Origin of the sequence: Ignavibacterium sp. (genome assembly GCF_025998815.1) — a bacterium.
Classification (GTDB): domain Bacteria; phylum Bacteroidota; class Ignavibacteria; order Ignavibacteriales; family Ignavibacteriaceae; genus Ignavibacterium.
Genome location: NZ_AP026678.1, coordinates 218,458 through 233,099 on the forward strand (window position 1 = coordinate 218,458; position 14,642 = coordinate 233,099).

Below are 14,642 nucleotides of genomic sequence, written 5' to 3' on the forward strand. Positions count from 1 at the left end.
TTGAGGGCTTTATGGATTTAGGAATAAAAGGCAAAGTTGCAATCGTAACTGCATCAAGTACAGGAATTGGTAAAGCAGTTGCAGAAACTTTAGTATCCGAAGGTGTAAATGTTGCAATTTGTTCCAGGTCCAAAGAGAAATTAATTGAAGCTTCAAAAGACATTAAAAATAAATTTGGTACCGAACCATTCTGGTGTGTATGCGATATTAATTCCCCAAAAGATATTGAAAATTTTCATAATGCAGTTGTAAAACAATTCGGTTCAGTTGATATACTTGTAAACAATTGTGGTGGTCCTATTCCCGGATATTTTGCTGATTTAACCGAAGACGATTGGAATGATGCATTCAAGCAAGTGTTATTAAGTGTTATCCGATTTTCTCATCTTGTTATTCCGGATATGATAAAGAAAGAATGGGGAAGAATAATTAACATAACTTCTGTTGCAGTTAAGCAGCCGGTTCATAATCTAATTTTGTCAAATTCATTCAGAGCCGCTGTAACCGGATTTGCTAAGACACTCAGTAATGAAGTAGCGAGTAAGAACATAACTGTTAACAATGTTGCACCAGGTTACACATTAACTCACAGATTATATGAGCTTGCAGTAAACAGAGCAAAAACATCTGGCAAGTCTCACGAGGAAATTTTAGTTGAAATGGCTAAAGATGTTCCGATGAATCGTCTTGGAGGTCCTGAAGAAATTGCAGCATTAGTTGCATTTCTTGCATCAAAGCAAGCATCATATATTACCGGTACAACTATTCAGGTTGATGGCGGCTCAACAAAAGGAATTTTCTAAGCACACAAATTTTTCCTCATAGAAAGAGGACAACATGAAAAAGCAAATTGAATTAGCTATTCCACCAGATAAAATTTCTTTTCAAAATATTCTTCACAAAGAAGCTTCTGAATTTTTATCAGTTCCTGCAGAAAAAATATCAGCAGTAATTCCTTTACGAAGGTCGATTGATGCAAGAAGTAAAAAAGTTGTTTTCAGATTTTTGGTTGATGTATATTTAAATGAAATACCACAAACCCATACAAGAATAATTGATTACAAACCGGTTTCAGATAAAAATAAAGTAATAATCATTGGATTTGGTCCGGCAGGAATGTATGCCGCATTAAGATTAATTGAACTTGGAATTAAACCCATTGTAATTGAGCGCGGTAAAGATGTTCAAAGCAGAAGACGAGATATAAGAGCTATTCATCAGGAACAAATTGTTAATCCTGATTCAAATTATTGTTTTGGTGAAGGAGGAGCTGGCGCTTATAGTGATGGAAAACTTTATACCCGCGCAACTAAAAGAGGTGATGTAAAAAAGATTCTGGAAATTCTTGTTCAGCACGGAGCAGCTCCTGAAATTTTGATTGATACTCATCCACATATCGGCTCAAATAAATTACCTAAAATTGTACAACAGATTCGACAAACAATTCTTAATTGTGGTGGTGAAGTTCATTTCAACTCAAAGGTTACGGATTTTGTAATACAGCAAAGTAAAATTCTTGGTGTAGTAGTAAACAACGCAGACGAGATTTTAGCAGATGCAGTAGTACTCGCTACAGGTCATTCAGCAAGAGATATTTTTTATTTGCTTCATAAAAAAAATATTCTGATACAACCAAAACCTTTTGCACTTGGAGTAAGAATTGAACATCCGCAAGCTTTAATTAATGAAATTCAATATCACAGTAAAGAAAAACATCCGAATCTGCCTGCTGCAAGTTACTCACTTTCCTGTAATGTAAAAGACAGAGGAGTATACTCTTTTTGTATGTGTCCGGGTGGAATTATAGTTCCCGCAGCAACTGCTCAAAATGAAATTGTTGTAAATGGAATGTCGGTGTCAAGGCGAGATTCACCTTTTGCTAATTCAGGATTTGTTGTTGAAGTTACTGAAGAGGAATATCAGAAATATGAAAAAGATTTTCCCTTTAGTGCATTGCGACTTCAAATGGAAGTAGAACAGAAGTGTTACGAACTTGCAAATAAAACTCAACAAGCTCCTGCTCAAAAAGTAACTGATTTTGTTGAAGGGAAATTTTCAACATCACTGCCGAAATCTTCTTACATAGCAGGATTAACCTCAGTAGAACTGCATAAGGAATTACCTTCTTTCATCACAAAAAGATTGAAAACAGCATTGAAAATTTTTGACAAGAGAATGCATGGTTATTATTCCGATGAAGCCATTATTGTTGCACCCGAATCACGAACTAGTTCGCCGATAAGAATTCCAAGAGATAAAGAAACATTTATGCATCTTCAGATTGAAGGTTTGTTTCCCTGTGGTGAAGGCGCAGGTTACGCAGGTGGAATTGTTTCTGCAGCAATTGATGGTGAGAATTGTGCAAATGCAGTTAAAAAATTTCTTGAATAATTAGAAATAAATTGTCACCCTTCGATAAAATAAGGGTGACAATATGAATCTTTTCTTTTACTATTTAATGTAAATCATCTTTCTTGCACTGGAAAAATTTCCTGCTGATAATTGATAGATGTACACACCGCTTTTCAATTTGGATGCATCGAATTCAACTTCATAAACACCTGCTGATTTGGTCTCATTAATCAGTGTGGTTATTTCATTGCCCAATAAATCAAAAACTTTGAGTGTTACTTTGTTATTTATTCCATCAGGAACTGTAAAAGAAATTTTTGTTGATGGATTAAATGGATTTGGAAAGTTTTGTCTGAGTTCAAAACTTTTTGGTAAACCCAAATCAACGGTTACAACATTCAAATAGTTAAATGAACCGTCGTGGTCAACTTGCTTGAGACGATAATAATAAGTTCCATAATCAACATCTTCATCCACAAAACTATAAGTATTTCTGTTTGTTGTGGTTCCATTTCCACCCACAAAGTATATTTCTTTGAAATTTACACCGTCTTTACTTCGCTCGATACTAAAGCCAGCGTTATTAGTTTCGGTAACAGTAAACCAATCTAATCTGACTTTTTTGCCTTCAATAACTGTTGCATTAAAAGTTCCTAATTCAACAGGAATAACAGTTGGAATGAAATTATAAATTCTTCCATTAGATGATACTAAGTGTAACTCGTTATTTTCATCAACTCCAAATGAAGTAATCGGACCTGCTGCAGTAGTAATTAAAGTATTTGTTGGCGGATTAACTCCATCATAAAGTAAAGACCATACTTTTCGTGAACCATAATCTCCATAAATATATTTACCATAAAGCTCAGGTACATTTTGTCCTCGATAAACATATCCACCTGTTACTGAAATCCCATCTGAATGTGAGTATTCCCAGATTGGGAAAATATAAGTTCCATTACAGCCACTTGTGTTGTATGGATGATTACCTTCGTAACATCTCCAACCATAATTGCCACCGTTTGAAATGATATCTATTTCTTCCCACTGATTTTGTCCGACATCAGCAGCCCAAAGCCATCCGGTAACAGCATCGAAACTCATTCTCCACGGATTGCGCAATCCGTATGCGTAAATCTCTTTTCTGATAGAAGAATTTGTGCTGTCAGCAAAAGGATTTGTCGGAGGAATTCCATAGTTCAATGGAAGTTGAGGATTATTGACATCAATTCTTAAAATTTTACCTAGCAGGTTTGTGATATTCTGAGCATTATTTTGTGGGTCGCCACCAGAACCACCATCACCTGTAGCAATATATAAGTAACCATCAGGTCCGAATGCAACACAGCCACCATTGTGATTTGAGTAAGGTTGATTAAATGTTAAAAGTATAAGTTCAGAATTTTTATCAGCGGAATCCGGATTCGAAGTAACCTGAAATCTTGAAATTACTGTTCTGAGTGGACTTGGTGCAGTGTAGTTTACATAGAAGTAACCATTCGCCTCATAATTCGGATGAAAAGCCAATCCAAGCAAACCGGTTTCGCCTCCGGATGTTACTCGGTCAGTAATATCAAGAAAAGTTTTGGATGTGGTTGCTGATGAATTATTTGGGAATACTTTAATTCTTCCTGCCTGCTCAACTACGAATAATCTGTTTGTTCCGTCGCCAGAATTTTGCAGATCAACAGGACTGGTAAAAGTTAAATTCGGAAATGCAATCTGAAAATTATATTGTGCATCTATCCGAATTGTTAAAAGCAGTAGTAAAGTTATAATAAGATATTTGTTCACATTGCCTCCAATGTTTGTTTATGGAAATTTATTAAAAAACTTATTTGTCTTAAGTGGAATAAAATCTAAGATATATGCTCAAAACAGTTGGGAGAAAACAAAATTAAGTTTTCAGAGATTAACAAGAACAATAATTTTTCGTTATAACGATTCTATAAAATTATCTTTAACAAATCCGCTTTTTTCCGAAGCTTCTAAAAGCAAGTTATGATTTAATATTAACTTTTTCAACCTTTCTTTCAGTGACTTCTTTAAGCTCAATGGTTTTAGCTTTTCTCTTTCAGATTCAAACCAATTTATTGTTGCGAAAAGAGGAAGCCATACAATTGCTTCATCAAATCTTTCTTTGTTAAAATATTCATTCCCTTCATAAGAATTTAGTTTTACAAATTCCCTGAAAGCATTATCATCGAACAAATCATTAAATAATTTTTTAAGAGAATCTGATTTGTTTTCTTCAACTGCAACTTTTAACTCACTTACACTTTTCTTTTTTGATTTTGACTTTTTAACACTTTTGTCTTTTTCTTCATCAGCTAAAATCAATTCAAATTTTCCTGATAGATAAGATATTTTAAGTAAATCATATCTTATTCCGGTTGAATCAGCATATCCGAGATAACCAAAAATTTCAAGTAATGGTTTCCAAAGCAGATATTTATCAAATGCTGAATTGTTATCCGCAACAGAAAATAATTTATTCAATAGTTGATAGAGGTATGTGTAGATTATGTTCTTTCTTGCTGATTCATTGTGTGAGTTGTTTAATTCATCTTTATTATTTGAAAACAAAGGAACTTTGTCAAGAAAAGTTCGAATCTCAACAGGACAGGTCTTTTCCGATTTAATTTTTTCGATGAGTTCGGTTAAAGTCTTGATATTATTTGCTGAATCAATAAAATCAGTTTTAATATCTTCTTCAGATTTACCTTTGTTTATCTTAGTGTTAAACAATGCTACAAAATCATTAAACTGCGGTTCAGGAAGTATGAATTCTTTTTCTTCTTCAATTAGCTGATTGATGAAATCAGTAATGAAAAGATTTACAAAAGATTCGTGGAAGGGAAGTAGTTCCAGTTCTTTAATTGTTTCTTCAATTGAATGAACCCCTCTGCCTTGCAAATAATTGTAAACGCGATTGTATCTTCCATCAGAGTCAAATACTTCTTTGAATTCGAGAAAAACTTTTCTTTCGTAGCCCCACAAATGAAAATTCATTCCAAAATTCCAAACATCACTTCCTTTAAGAATGAACTCTTCGTTCTTAACAAAATCTTTGTAGATATAAAAAAAAGAAGGCGAATTATTAAACCCAAGCACCTCAGCGATTTTTCTGTTTGTTGTAATCCCATCGCTGTGTTTTGACTTCTGGCAGGAATAATTGATTAAACCGAATGCTTCGAAGTAAGAATTGTTATAAAGTACAAGTGCTTTTTCTGTTCCGCTTTGATTTGTGAATGCAAAAACATTTTCATTTATCTCGCCCGATGGAGAAATAAAATCATACAATTCAAAATTTTCAACCTGACTGAACAAATATCTTTTTTTCATCAAAGGAAAAATTTCTTTTTCATGCTGCCAAACAAGATGTTGGTCAACAAATTCATTATAATAAGCTCGCTTGTATTCCATTCCATATTTTTCTGAAAAACCTTCAACCTGTCCGTGAGCAAACATCGGCAATCCCGGCAAAGTTACAAGCATTGTAGCAACTCCAAAATACTTATCTCCTTTACCAAACTGATTGATAGCTGTTTCTTCATCAGGATTACTCATAAAATTTACATAACGTTTAAGAATTTCGGGATCATACGAAAGAGTGTTTTTCATAAGTTCGCGGTATTTGCTATTCTCTTCTTTCATAAACATGTGCATAAAAGCAGAGTTATAAACCCGATGCATTCCAAGTGAACGAACAAAATATCCTTCCATCAGCCAGAAAGCTTCCGCAAGCAATAAAGTATCAGGCATTTCAGAATTTATTCTGTCAACAACTTCGCGCCAGAATTCGTTAGGCATTGCTTCGTCAAACTCAGACCTGGTCATAGCATAATCTGCGCGAGAAGGAATTGCCCCCCCGGTTCCGGGAATAGGAAACCATAATCGCTGATAATGTTTTTTCGTTAAAGTCATTGCAGCATCAAAACGAATGATTGGGGTTTTGCGGGCAACATGCATAATGGTTTGAATCAATGATTCACGAACTTCTGGCAACAATAAATTCAACTGAGCAGTGTCATTCCAAGGCATATTTGTACCGTCATTACCGTGATAAATATATCTTTTCTGGCCGGTGAATCGATCTAATCTTTCAAATACTACAGCTGCATCAGTCCTTGTGTAATATTGATCTTCAATTCTGATTTCGACTCTTTCATCTTCGGATAAATTTGGTCCTGAAAATTTATAAGCAGGAAACGGTGGAGTCGATGATTGAATAAAGTAGTCGGGTTTTTCTATTACCCACTTTGAATAGATACCTGTGTGATTAGGTACCATATCACTTGAAAGTCTTATTCCTCTTTGCCAGCAGCGTTGTTTCAGATTTTCGAATGCTTGTTCACCACCAAGTTCTTTTGCAATGACATAATCGAATAATGAGTAAGCTGAAGCTGCAGCATCGGGATTTCCCATCATCTGTTTAATTTTTTGCGATGCACTGCTTCTTTCCCAAATTCCAATTAACCAAAGCGCATTAAAATTCCATCTTGCAAGCTGATCAAGCTCTTCATCAGGAATCTGATCAAGATGTTTTATTTCTCTCTGATATTTTTTTGATAATTGATCAAGCCATACAAAAGTGTTTTTAGCAATCATTACCACCTTTGGCATCCAATCAACATCCTGTGTAAACTTTTTTATTTCGAGCTGATAATATTCATATTCTTCCGGCGATAGTTTTTTACCGGCAGCAACTTTCTCACGAAGCGATTTCAGATAATCAAAATTATAATCATACTTTGGTACAGGTGGAGTTCCTTTTTCTCCTCCGCCGTGTTTAACGAATAGTTTGTAATCTTCACTAATTAAGTCTTTTCCTGTAAGAATTTTTTTGATAAAGTAATCACCGATATAACTTTTCCAATTCTCTTTAATAAACTCAAGTTGTAAAGCTATATCAAATGGATTTGAAACGACAGGTTTTTTGAGAAAAGAAATCAGATTAAGTCCGCCACCACCAACTGGTTTTTCACTTTCAAAAAATTTTTCGGTGTATTCAATTAAAGTTTTATAAGAAGTTTCTTCTGCAAGTTTTTCATCCGAGTATAATTCATTCAGTTGTCTTGTAGCAGGATTAATGTTTTCGATATTTAATAGGATAATTTCCTCAAGAACGATTTCACGATTTAATTTATTTTCAGTTTTACCGTTCAGAAATTCTTTTGCAGAAATTTTATTCTGATAAACCGGAAGAGGAGGGAACTCTTCAACAAATTTTAACATTGTATTTTCAAGCTCTGCTTCACTTAAAGACTCTTTCAGATAATCAATGCTTCGTTGTATTACACCAGGATTTTCATTTTCTTCATATCGTCTGATTAATAAATGAAAAATTTCGTGAAGCAATCCGAGTGCATTAATCTGTCCTGCAGTAACAAGTTCATAATGTCTTCCTTCTTCTTTCCGAACTTTATTTATTTTATCTGAAAGCAATCTGGCAGTTTTGAAATCAGCAACAATTAAGTCGCCCTGAAGTGAAAAAAGATGATCTTCAAACTGATATTTTTTTCTGGAATGAGCGGAAACATGAAAGTAGTAAGTAATCATAATTTTCTGATATGATATTGATTTTGTGAGCTAATATAATAAAACATTGGTTGAGTTGAATATTTTTTGCAAAAAACCCCCGACGAAATACTAATAAAAAGCTAAAAACATTTGACAATTTCAAAATTAAAAATTAATGTTGCTCAGGAAATTCTAATCTTATTAGCATGTAGGAGCTTTTTATATCATCAACAAATATCTGAGGAGAATTATGGCACAATCAAAAAAAAATGCAGAACATTCAAAGGTTAAAAAAGCAGTTGCGAAAAAAATAGCTGAGTACTTCGTTAGAAATGGTTATTTCCGCATACCTGATGAAAAACCAGCTAAGAAGAAAAAAGTAGTTGCCAAGAAAGGTTACGAAATAAGATTTGTAGCAAAAGACAGAAAAGAATTAAGTGAAATGAAATCACTTCTTAAGGAAGCAGGTTTAGAAGCGGGAAAACCTTTTGATAAGTTTAATCAATTTGTTCTTCCTGTTTATGGAAAAGAAAAGTATTTCAGATTCAAAGAGATGTTAGCAGATTTGAAAATTAAAGTTCGCACTCACAAGAAATAAGTAAATTCAAGACATACTTTTTAATCCTCATTTGATGCAGCTCGTTGTTATAACTTGATATGCTTTTTGTCATTGACGAAAGTCGATCAAAAATTGAGGAGCAAAATGAGAAGCAAATTCTTATTAGCAATTTCAAGTATCGTTGTATTATTAACCTTCTATAGATGCGATTCTGAGGTGCCGGTCAGGTACTCGGAAATCAGACCGCTTCCTTTGGAAAGTATTCTAAGTATAAACGCAACAGAAAATTATATTGTCATCACTGCAACATATACCACACCAAATACATGCTATGATTTTTATAAAAGTGAAATTGTAAGCAATGATACCATCATAACTTTGAAAATTTACGGAAGGGACAACAGAGATAATTGTTATGAAATCATAAGCTCAATTACACACGAAGACACTATTTATTTGAATACTCCGGGATTTAAAAGATTAAAATTCTGGCAAAGTGATTCTCTTTATAAAGATACTACAATTGCATTCGCTGGAAGTTATGATATCACTTTCCCAAATTTCTTTATTGAGAAAGGTTCTGATTCGGATTCATCGTATATTTCCTTCAGAGGAAGGAAAATCCATCCTTACTTATTTGAAATTGAGGCAGTAGGTTGGGGAAGAGTAGGAACGGGAATTACTTTAGAATCAATTAATTACCCAAGAAAGATATCATTTTATTTAATGGGTGAGTGCGGAGTTGATCCTTCACGAATTTGGGATAAAGCAGTTCGAACAACGATTATTACTGCGGATATTATGGATACAGTTGATGTTCTGACATATTCAAATTTGCACAGACAAACAGATACAATTACTGTCAGTAGATAATTATTGGTGATACGCCAGACTTGAACCAACCCAGGTTTTATTTTTATTAAAATCTACTCCCATCATTTTTCCTTTGCTTGTTCTTATGAGATTAAGAACTAACTCTGGTTTTGGGGAGTCTTCTTCCCATAGATACATCATTCTTATTTCAACTTTGGAGTAATCATCCGGAGTTTTAATAACAGGAGTGTACTCAACTTTCTGCTGAAGAATATAATTTTTTCTGTCAGTAATTTTATCGAGCTTTTCTTTAGTTACATCTACATCAACGCCAAGTCCGGCAAACGAGAAGAGTGGCTTTAATACGAATTGCGATAAATCATCAGGGTATTTTTCTAACTCATCTAGATAATAACATTCAGGAACATATTTGCCTTTTAATTGTGGCAGAGAAAACTTACTGATTCTAAAAAACCAATTTGGATGACCAACCCAATAAACATCTACTTCATCAAAAAAATTAAAAGATGATTCAACTTGTTTGCGCTCAAGTTCATCAAATATTACCCGGTTATAAATCCTTTTAATCTCAATTTCTCTTCCATCTTTTTTGTAAAAAAGTTTTTTGCCTTTTTTAATCAAATCAGTAATGCATACTTCCGGAATACCAATAAGTTTTTCCATTGCAGCAAAATCAATTCTTGTTTTTTGTTTGTGTGGCTCAATTTCCAATAAAATCACCTGTTCGGGATCTTCATTTGCAAGAATTATTTTTTCAAGAAAATCAACATATTCATCTTCATCATAGCCGCTATAATAGCAGGTGAAATCATCCGGAATATCAAAATACTTTCTTACAACTCTGTTAAGAAAATACTGATATCCATATAATGTTGGAAAACCCTGAAGCTCAATAAGTTTTGGAACGAAGCCACTTTCATTTTTAGTAATTGCAAAATCGAGTGAAAGAAAGATTGGATGATTTGTATCGTTCGGAACAATCAAATGTTTTGGAATTGCGTTAACCGATTTTTCTTTGAATTCCTTTGTGATTAACTGAGCTGTAATTTCATCACAAGCTTTTAATAATTCCTGATTAAATTCATCAGATAGAAAAAGAGGAGTCTCACAAACTCTGAAATCAGTTGGATATTTGAGTATCGAATTTAATTCATCAAGAAATGCGTTATATCTTACTTCAGAAAACTGAGCGTTAAATTGTTCTCTTAATTTTGGAATCATGCTAAACTTTTAATGTTATAAGTTCATTTATTGCATTATTTAAAAATGATGGAAGCACTGTTTTTCGTGTAAGTTTAATTTTATCATCATCTTCCAACCATTCGATCATCTGATGATAAATTGCTTCTCCGTATCTGTTGATGATGTATTCTTTTCGTTCCTTTTGTCTGAAATGATATAGCATACTTGCAGGATCAGCTTCAGGATGAAATTGCGTTCCAACAATTTCATTTGAGATTCTTACGGCGCCAAGCGCAGGATTATTTCTGTTTTCTTCTTCGGGAACTTCCCACGATAATATTTTTGCTCCAAGTTCTTCCAGATGTTTATAATCAGGATTTACTACCTGCCATTGTCTGATATCTGCTGCATAAAGAGGATTAGTAAGTTCAGAAAGAATTAAATCTTTATTACCATCTTCGGTTTTTGAAAATTGTTTTACGCCGAATGAGTTCAGAAATCTTTTATTCACTTCACCTATTTGGAAAAATCTTGTCATCATCTGGAATGAGTGGCAGATGAAGAAAATATATTTCTTCTCATCATTGTTTTGATTGTGATTCCAGATTTTTTCGAGAAGATTAAAATAATCTTTTTCCCACTGTGTGCCTTCTCCTTCGAATGGACTTCCGGGACCACCAGATGAAATGAAAATATTATAATTCAAATCCGGAGTAACGCCTTTGTAACGTGTTTCAAAAACATTGTACTGAACATCTATATGTGCATTCGAATTAGAAATTTCTGACACGATATCCCGAATGCATCGTAACCCTTCGTTCGGTTCGTTATTGTAAAGATCAATTGTTGCAATTTTTATTTTTTGTTTCATAGTTTAATTAACATCCAATCCAATATGAGTTTCTTCAATAATGTAATCAACAACATTTTTCAAATCCGATGCCTGATTAAAAACATCAAGCTGGCGGTCGGCGCCTGTTCCCATTTCCAGAATCTTTTTAAGATAATGTGCTTCTTCTCTGCATTTCAAATCATCCACCACATCATCAATAAATTCTAGAAGTTCATCAGCTAGCTTTTTGAATTCTACTTCTTCCTGTTTACCAAAATCAATAAGTTTACCGTGAATCCCATATCGGGCTGCACGCCATTTATTTTCAGCAATTAAAGCTCGTCTGTAAAGTCTGAAACCAAGATTTTGTTTAATAAGTTTATACAACTTTGCAGTTATTGCCTGAATAAGTGCAGCCAGACAAATAGTTTCATCAACACGCATCGGAATATCGCAGACACGATATTCAAGAGTTTGAAAATGTGGGTGAACTCTGATGTCCCACCAAATTTTCTTCGCATCATCAATACAGTTAGTTTTAATCAGTAGTTTAACATAGTTATCATATTCGGAAAGACTCATAAAAAAATCAGGGATTCCGGTTCTTGGAAAACGGTCGAATACTTTGCTTCTGTATGATTTGAATCCGGTATTTCTTCCAATCCAGAATGGAGAATTAGTTGAAAGAGCAAAAATGTGTGGCAGAAAATATCTTGCTGCATTCATAATGTGAATGGCTGTTTCACGACTATCAACACCAACATGAACATGCAAACCAAAAATAAGATTTGCTCTGGCAACCTGCTGGAAGTCATCAATTATATTCTTATATCTTGGATGCGAAGTAATTTTCTGATCTTTCCAATGTGAAAACGGATGCGTTCCAGCTGCGGCAATTCTTAAGTTTGTTTTGATTGCAAGCTTTGCTAAATCTGTACGAAGTTTTGTTACCTGACTTCTTGCATCATCAACATTTCTGCAAATATCAGTTCCAAGTTCAACAACTGATTGATGCATTTCTGGTTTTACTCTTTCGGCAAGAATTATTTTCCCTTCATCCAATATTTGTTGAATGTGGGATTTAAGCTCGCGTGATTGCGGATCAACAATCTGAAATTCTTCTTCCACACCAAGTGTGAATATTTCAGGATTAAACATAAATCATCTCGTCAGATTTTTATTGGTTTGTTATTAACAAATGCATTAACAAATTCACCCCAGGTAAGATTATTCTGTCCCGGTTTGTGTGCTTTAGCTCTTCTGATAGCCATATTTGCTGCAGCTTCAACTATCCATTCGAAATTTTCCTGTCCAACAGAATTCACATCTGCATCCGGAGCCGGATTACAAAAATCAATCGCATAAGGAATTCCATCACGCACTGCAAATTCAACTGTATTGAAATCATATCCTAAAGCTTTATTCAAAGCAATAACTCCATCGTGAACTTTTTGTAAGAGTTTTTGCTCAACCGGTTTCGGATTTCTTACATATCTGAGATGATGTGGTTGCTTCGGATCATATTGCATTATGTGAACATCCTGACGATCAAGACAGTAGCATCGGAAATATTCTGTAAAGATAATTTCTTCCTGCAACATCATGACAAGTTGTCCGGTTTCATTATAAGCTTTAAAGAATTCTTCTTCGTTGTTTAACTTATAAACATTCTTCCATCCACCACCAGCAAATGGCTTGAAGTAAGCCGGAAATCCGACATAATTAAAAATGCCTTTCCAATCCAACGGATATTCAAGATTGCGGAATGATCTTTCATTGGTATCTGGTGGATGTTGATTTGATGGAAGTATTACTGTTTTGGGAACAGCAACACCAATCTTCGTCGCAAGTGCATTATTAAAAAATTTATCATCAGCAGTCCACCAGAAAGGATTATTAATTACGGCAGTTCCGCAGATAGCTTCATTCTTAAGCATTGCACGATAAAAAGGAACATCCTGAGAGATGCGATCAATAATAACATCATATCCGATTGGTTCGCCCTGAATCACTTTATTAACTTTTAATGATTCAGCTACAATTCCGGGTTCCTTTTTAGAATTTACTCTATCAACAAATGCGGGAGGAAAAGTTGTTTCCTGTCCGTATAAGATTCCAATTTTTTTCATTTAGCTCCTCTGTAATGTTTTAAGTTCTGATATCTGTTAAAAGTTTTTAGTCCAGAAATAAGCTTATGTAATCTCTGAACATTTTTTTCCACCACTGCCAATCGTGTCCGGTAAAAGCTCTCACATCAAGTTTGTGATCAACATTTTTGGACTTAAGAATTTCTGATAAGCGTAAATTTTCCGGCAAACAAAAATCTGCATCACCAGTGCCTAATATTATTTTCATACTTCTCATCCGACTCAAATACCAATTGTCATTAAGATTTGGTAAATAGTCAGGCGGATTATTAAAGTAACAGTTATCATCATAATAACCGAATATGAATCTTTTAATATCATAAGCTCCGCCCATAGTAAATAATCCTGAAACTTTATCAGGATGTCTGAAAGCAAGATTCACAGCGTGATAACCACCAAAACTACTTCCGCAAACAATTACTTTGTTGTTATCAGTTTGATGTAATGCATATTCTATAACTTCGTTAAGAATTGCTTTTTCAAAATCAATATGTCTTTTAACTCTTTCGGACGGATGAACATTGTAATTATACCAGCTTTCGTTGTTAACACTGTCCGGGCAAAATATCATTAAAGAACCTGAGCGAATTAAATCAGAAACTGAATTTATTAACCCTCTGTCTTTAGCTTCATAATATCTTCCACCAGAAGTAGGAAATACGATTAAAGGCAAACCAGACGAACCGAAAGTAAGCATTTCAAATTCTCTCTGCAGCGGCAAAGAGAACCACTGATGATAATTTTCTTCCATTAAATCAGAATTAACCGGAATGAGTGAATATGAACAAGAACTCTTTTTGTGAGCAAATATATAGAAAAAAGATTTTTAATCAATAAGAGGGAAAGTTGAATTTATTGTTAATCTTTTTTGAGGTTGCTTGGAGAGAGGGAAGTCGAAGGTTATAAGGTAAACGGTATAGGGTATAAGGAAAAAGGTAGAAGGTATATGGTATAAGGTATAAGGTATAAGGTATAAGGTATAAGGAAGAAGGTTTAACGTATGAGGTTTAAGGTATATGGAATTTGGAAAGATTGGTAAAGAATAAATCAAATTTTAATTAATTCATCACTCAACCATTCGTTTAAAAATTCAAACATTCAATCTTTCAATCATCCATCCATCCATTCACTCATTCATTCATCATTCACCCATCCATTCATCCATTCATTCTTTCTTTCCGTATTTTTCTGCTTGCCTCCATCAGTAATTAAA

General features: G+C 34.0%; 11 protein-coding genes. 4 read left to right on the forward strand and 7 right to left on the reverse strand.

The window, feature by feature from the left end; genetic code table 11:
• The first annotated feature begins 11 nt into the window (after nucleotides 1-11).
• Nucleotides 12-803, forward strand: a complete 792-nt coding sequence (locus tag Q0X14_RS00860) for an SDR family oxidoreductase (RefSeq protein ID WP_297841150.1) — start codon at nucleotides 12-14, stop codon at nucleotides 801-803.
• A gap of 34 nt (nucleotides 804-837) precedes the next feature.
• Nucleotides 838-2,391: an FAD-dependent protein gene (locus Q0X14_RS00865; protein ID WP_297841153.1), complete on the forward strand. Its 1,554-nt coding sequence runs from the start codon at nucleotides 838-840 to the stop codon at nucleotides 2,389-2,391.
• A 60-nt stretch (nucleotides 2,392-2,451) separates the two neighbouring features.
• On the opposite strand, the gene Q0X14_RS00870 is transcribed toward Q0X14_RS00865, so the two are convergent.
• Together Q0X14_RS00870 and Q0X14_RS00875 are read right to left on the reverse strand one after the other, a co-directional pair.
• Nucleotides 2,452-4,146, reverse strand: coding sequence for a PQQ-dependent sugar dehydrogenase (locus Q0X14_RS00870; protein ID WP_297841155.1), 1,695 nt, complete (start codon nucleotides 4,144-4,146; stop codon nucleotides 2,452-2,454).
• A gap of 141 nt (nucleotides 4,147-4,287) precedes the next feature.
• Nucleotides 4,288-7,914: an alpha-amylase family glycosyl hydrolase gene (locus Q0X14_RS00875; RefSeq protein ID WP_297841158.1), complete on the reverse strand. Its 3,627-nt coding sequence runs from the start codon at nucleotides 7,912-7,914 to the stop codon at nucleotides 4,288-4,290.
• 211 nt (nucleotides 7,915-8,125) lie between these two features.
• On the opposite strand from Q0X14_RS00875, the gene Q0X14_RS00880 reads away from it, so the two are divergent.
• Both Q0X14_RS00880 and Q0X14_RS00885 read left to right on the forward strand, forming a co-directional pair.
• Entirely contained in the window at nucleotides 8,126-8,473 is a 348-nt protein-coding gene (locus tag Q0X14_RS00880) for a hypothetical protein (RefSeq protein WP_297841161.1), read from the forward strand.
• Nucleotides 8,474-8,578: 105 nt separating this feature from the next.
• A complete protein-coding gene (locus Q0X14_RS00885; RefSeq protein WP_297841163.1) occupies nucleotides 8,579-9,307 on the forward strand; it encodes a hypothetical protein in 729 nt (242 codons plus the stop codon).
• Here Q0X14_RS00885 and Q0X14_RS00890 read toward each other — a convergent pair whose 3' ends face one another.
• Genes Q0X14_RS00890 through Q0X14_RS00910 form a run of 5 tightly spaced genes read right to left on the reverse strand, consistent with a single transcriptional unit; the run spans nucleotide 9,308 to nucleotide 14,180 of the window.
• The gene (locus tag Q0X14_RS00890) at nucleotides 9,308-10,489 is read right to left on the reverse strand and encodes a hypothetical protein (protein WP_297841167.1); all 1,182 of its coding nucleotides are present in this window, start codon (nucleotides 10,487-10,489) and stop codon (nucleotides 9,308-9,310) included.
• A 1-nt stretch (nucleotide 10,490) separates the two neighbouring features.
• A complete protein-coding gene (locus Q0X14_RS00895; RefSeq protein ID WP_297841171.1) occupies nucleotides 10,491-11,321 on the reverse strand; it encodes a hypothetical protein in 831 nt (276 codons plus the stop codon).
• 3 nt (nucleotides 11,322-11,324) lie between these two features.
• Nucleotides 11,325-12,440, reverse strand: coding sequence for a carboxylate-amine ligase (locus Q0X14_RS00900; protein WP_297841174.1), 1,116 nt, complete (start codon nucleotides 12,438-12,440; stop codon nucleotides 11,325-11,327).
• 11 nt (nucleotides 12,441-12,451) lie between these two features.
• Nucleotides 12,452-13,411, reverse strand: a complete 960-nt coding sequence (locus Q0X14_RS00905; protein WP_297841177.1) for a hypothetical protein — start codon at nucleotides 13,409-13,411, stop codon at nucleotides 12,452-12,454.
• A 46-nt stretch (nucleotides 13,412-13,457) separates the two neighbouring features.
• Nucleotides 13,458-14,180 carry an alpha/beta fold hydrolase gene (locus Q0X14_RS00910; RefSeq protein WP_297841179.1) on the reverse strand — a complete coding sequence of 241 codons (723 nt, stop codon included), beginning with the start codon at nucleotides 14,178-14,180 and terminating at the stop codon, nucleotides 13,458-13,460.
• Nucleotides 14,181-14,642 lie beyond the last annotated feature (462 nt).

Excerpts from the sequence above, each read along its gene's own strand:
- Q0X14_RS00885 (WP_297841163.1), top strand. The coding sequence starts at position 8,579 with ATGAGAAGCAAATTCTTATTAGCAATTTCAAGTATCGTTGTATTATTA.
- Q0X14_RS00905 (WP_297841177.1), bottom strand. The coding sequence starts at position 13,411 with ATGAAAAAAATTGGAATCTTATACGGACAGGAAACAACTTTTCCTCCC.
- Q0X14_RS00910 (WP_297841179.1), bottom strand. The coding sequence starts at position 14,180 with ATGGAAGAAAATTATCATCAGTGGTTCTCTTTGCCGCTGCAGAGAGAA.
- Q0X14_RS00875 (WP_297841158.1), bottom strand. The coding sequence starts at position 7,914 with ATGATTACTTACTACTTTCATGTTTCCGCTCATTCCAGAAAAAAATAT.
- Q0X14_RS00860 (WP_297841150.1), top strand. The coding sequence starts at position 12 with ATGGATTTAGGAATAAAAGGCAAAGTTGCAATCGTAACTGCATCAAGT.
- Q0X14_RS00865 (WP_297841153.1), top strand. The coding sequence starts at position 838 with ATGAAAAAGCAAATTGAATTAGCTATTCCACCAGATAAAATTTCTTTT.
- Q0X14_RS00900 (WP_297841174.1), bottom strand. The coding sequence starts at position 12,440 with ATGTTTAATCCTGAAATATTCACACTTGGTGTGGAAGAAGAATTTCAG.
- Q0X14_RS00895 (WP_297841171.1), bottom strand. The coding sequence starts at position 11,321 with ATGAAACAAAAAATAAAAATTGCAACAATTGATCTTTACAATAACGAA.
- Q0X14_RS00880 (WP_297841161.1), top strand. The coding sequence starts at position 8,126 with ATGGCACAATCAAAAAAAAATGCAGAACATTCAAAGGTTAAAAAAGCA.
- Q0X14_RS00890 (WP_297841167.1), bottom strand. The coding sequence starts at position 10,489 with ATGATTCCAAAATTAAGAGAACAATTTAACGCTCAGTTTTCTGAAGTA.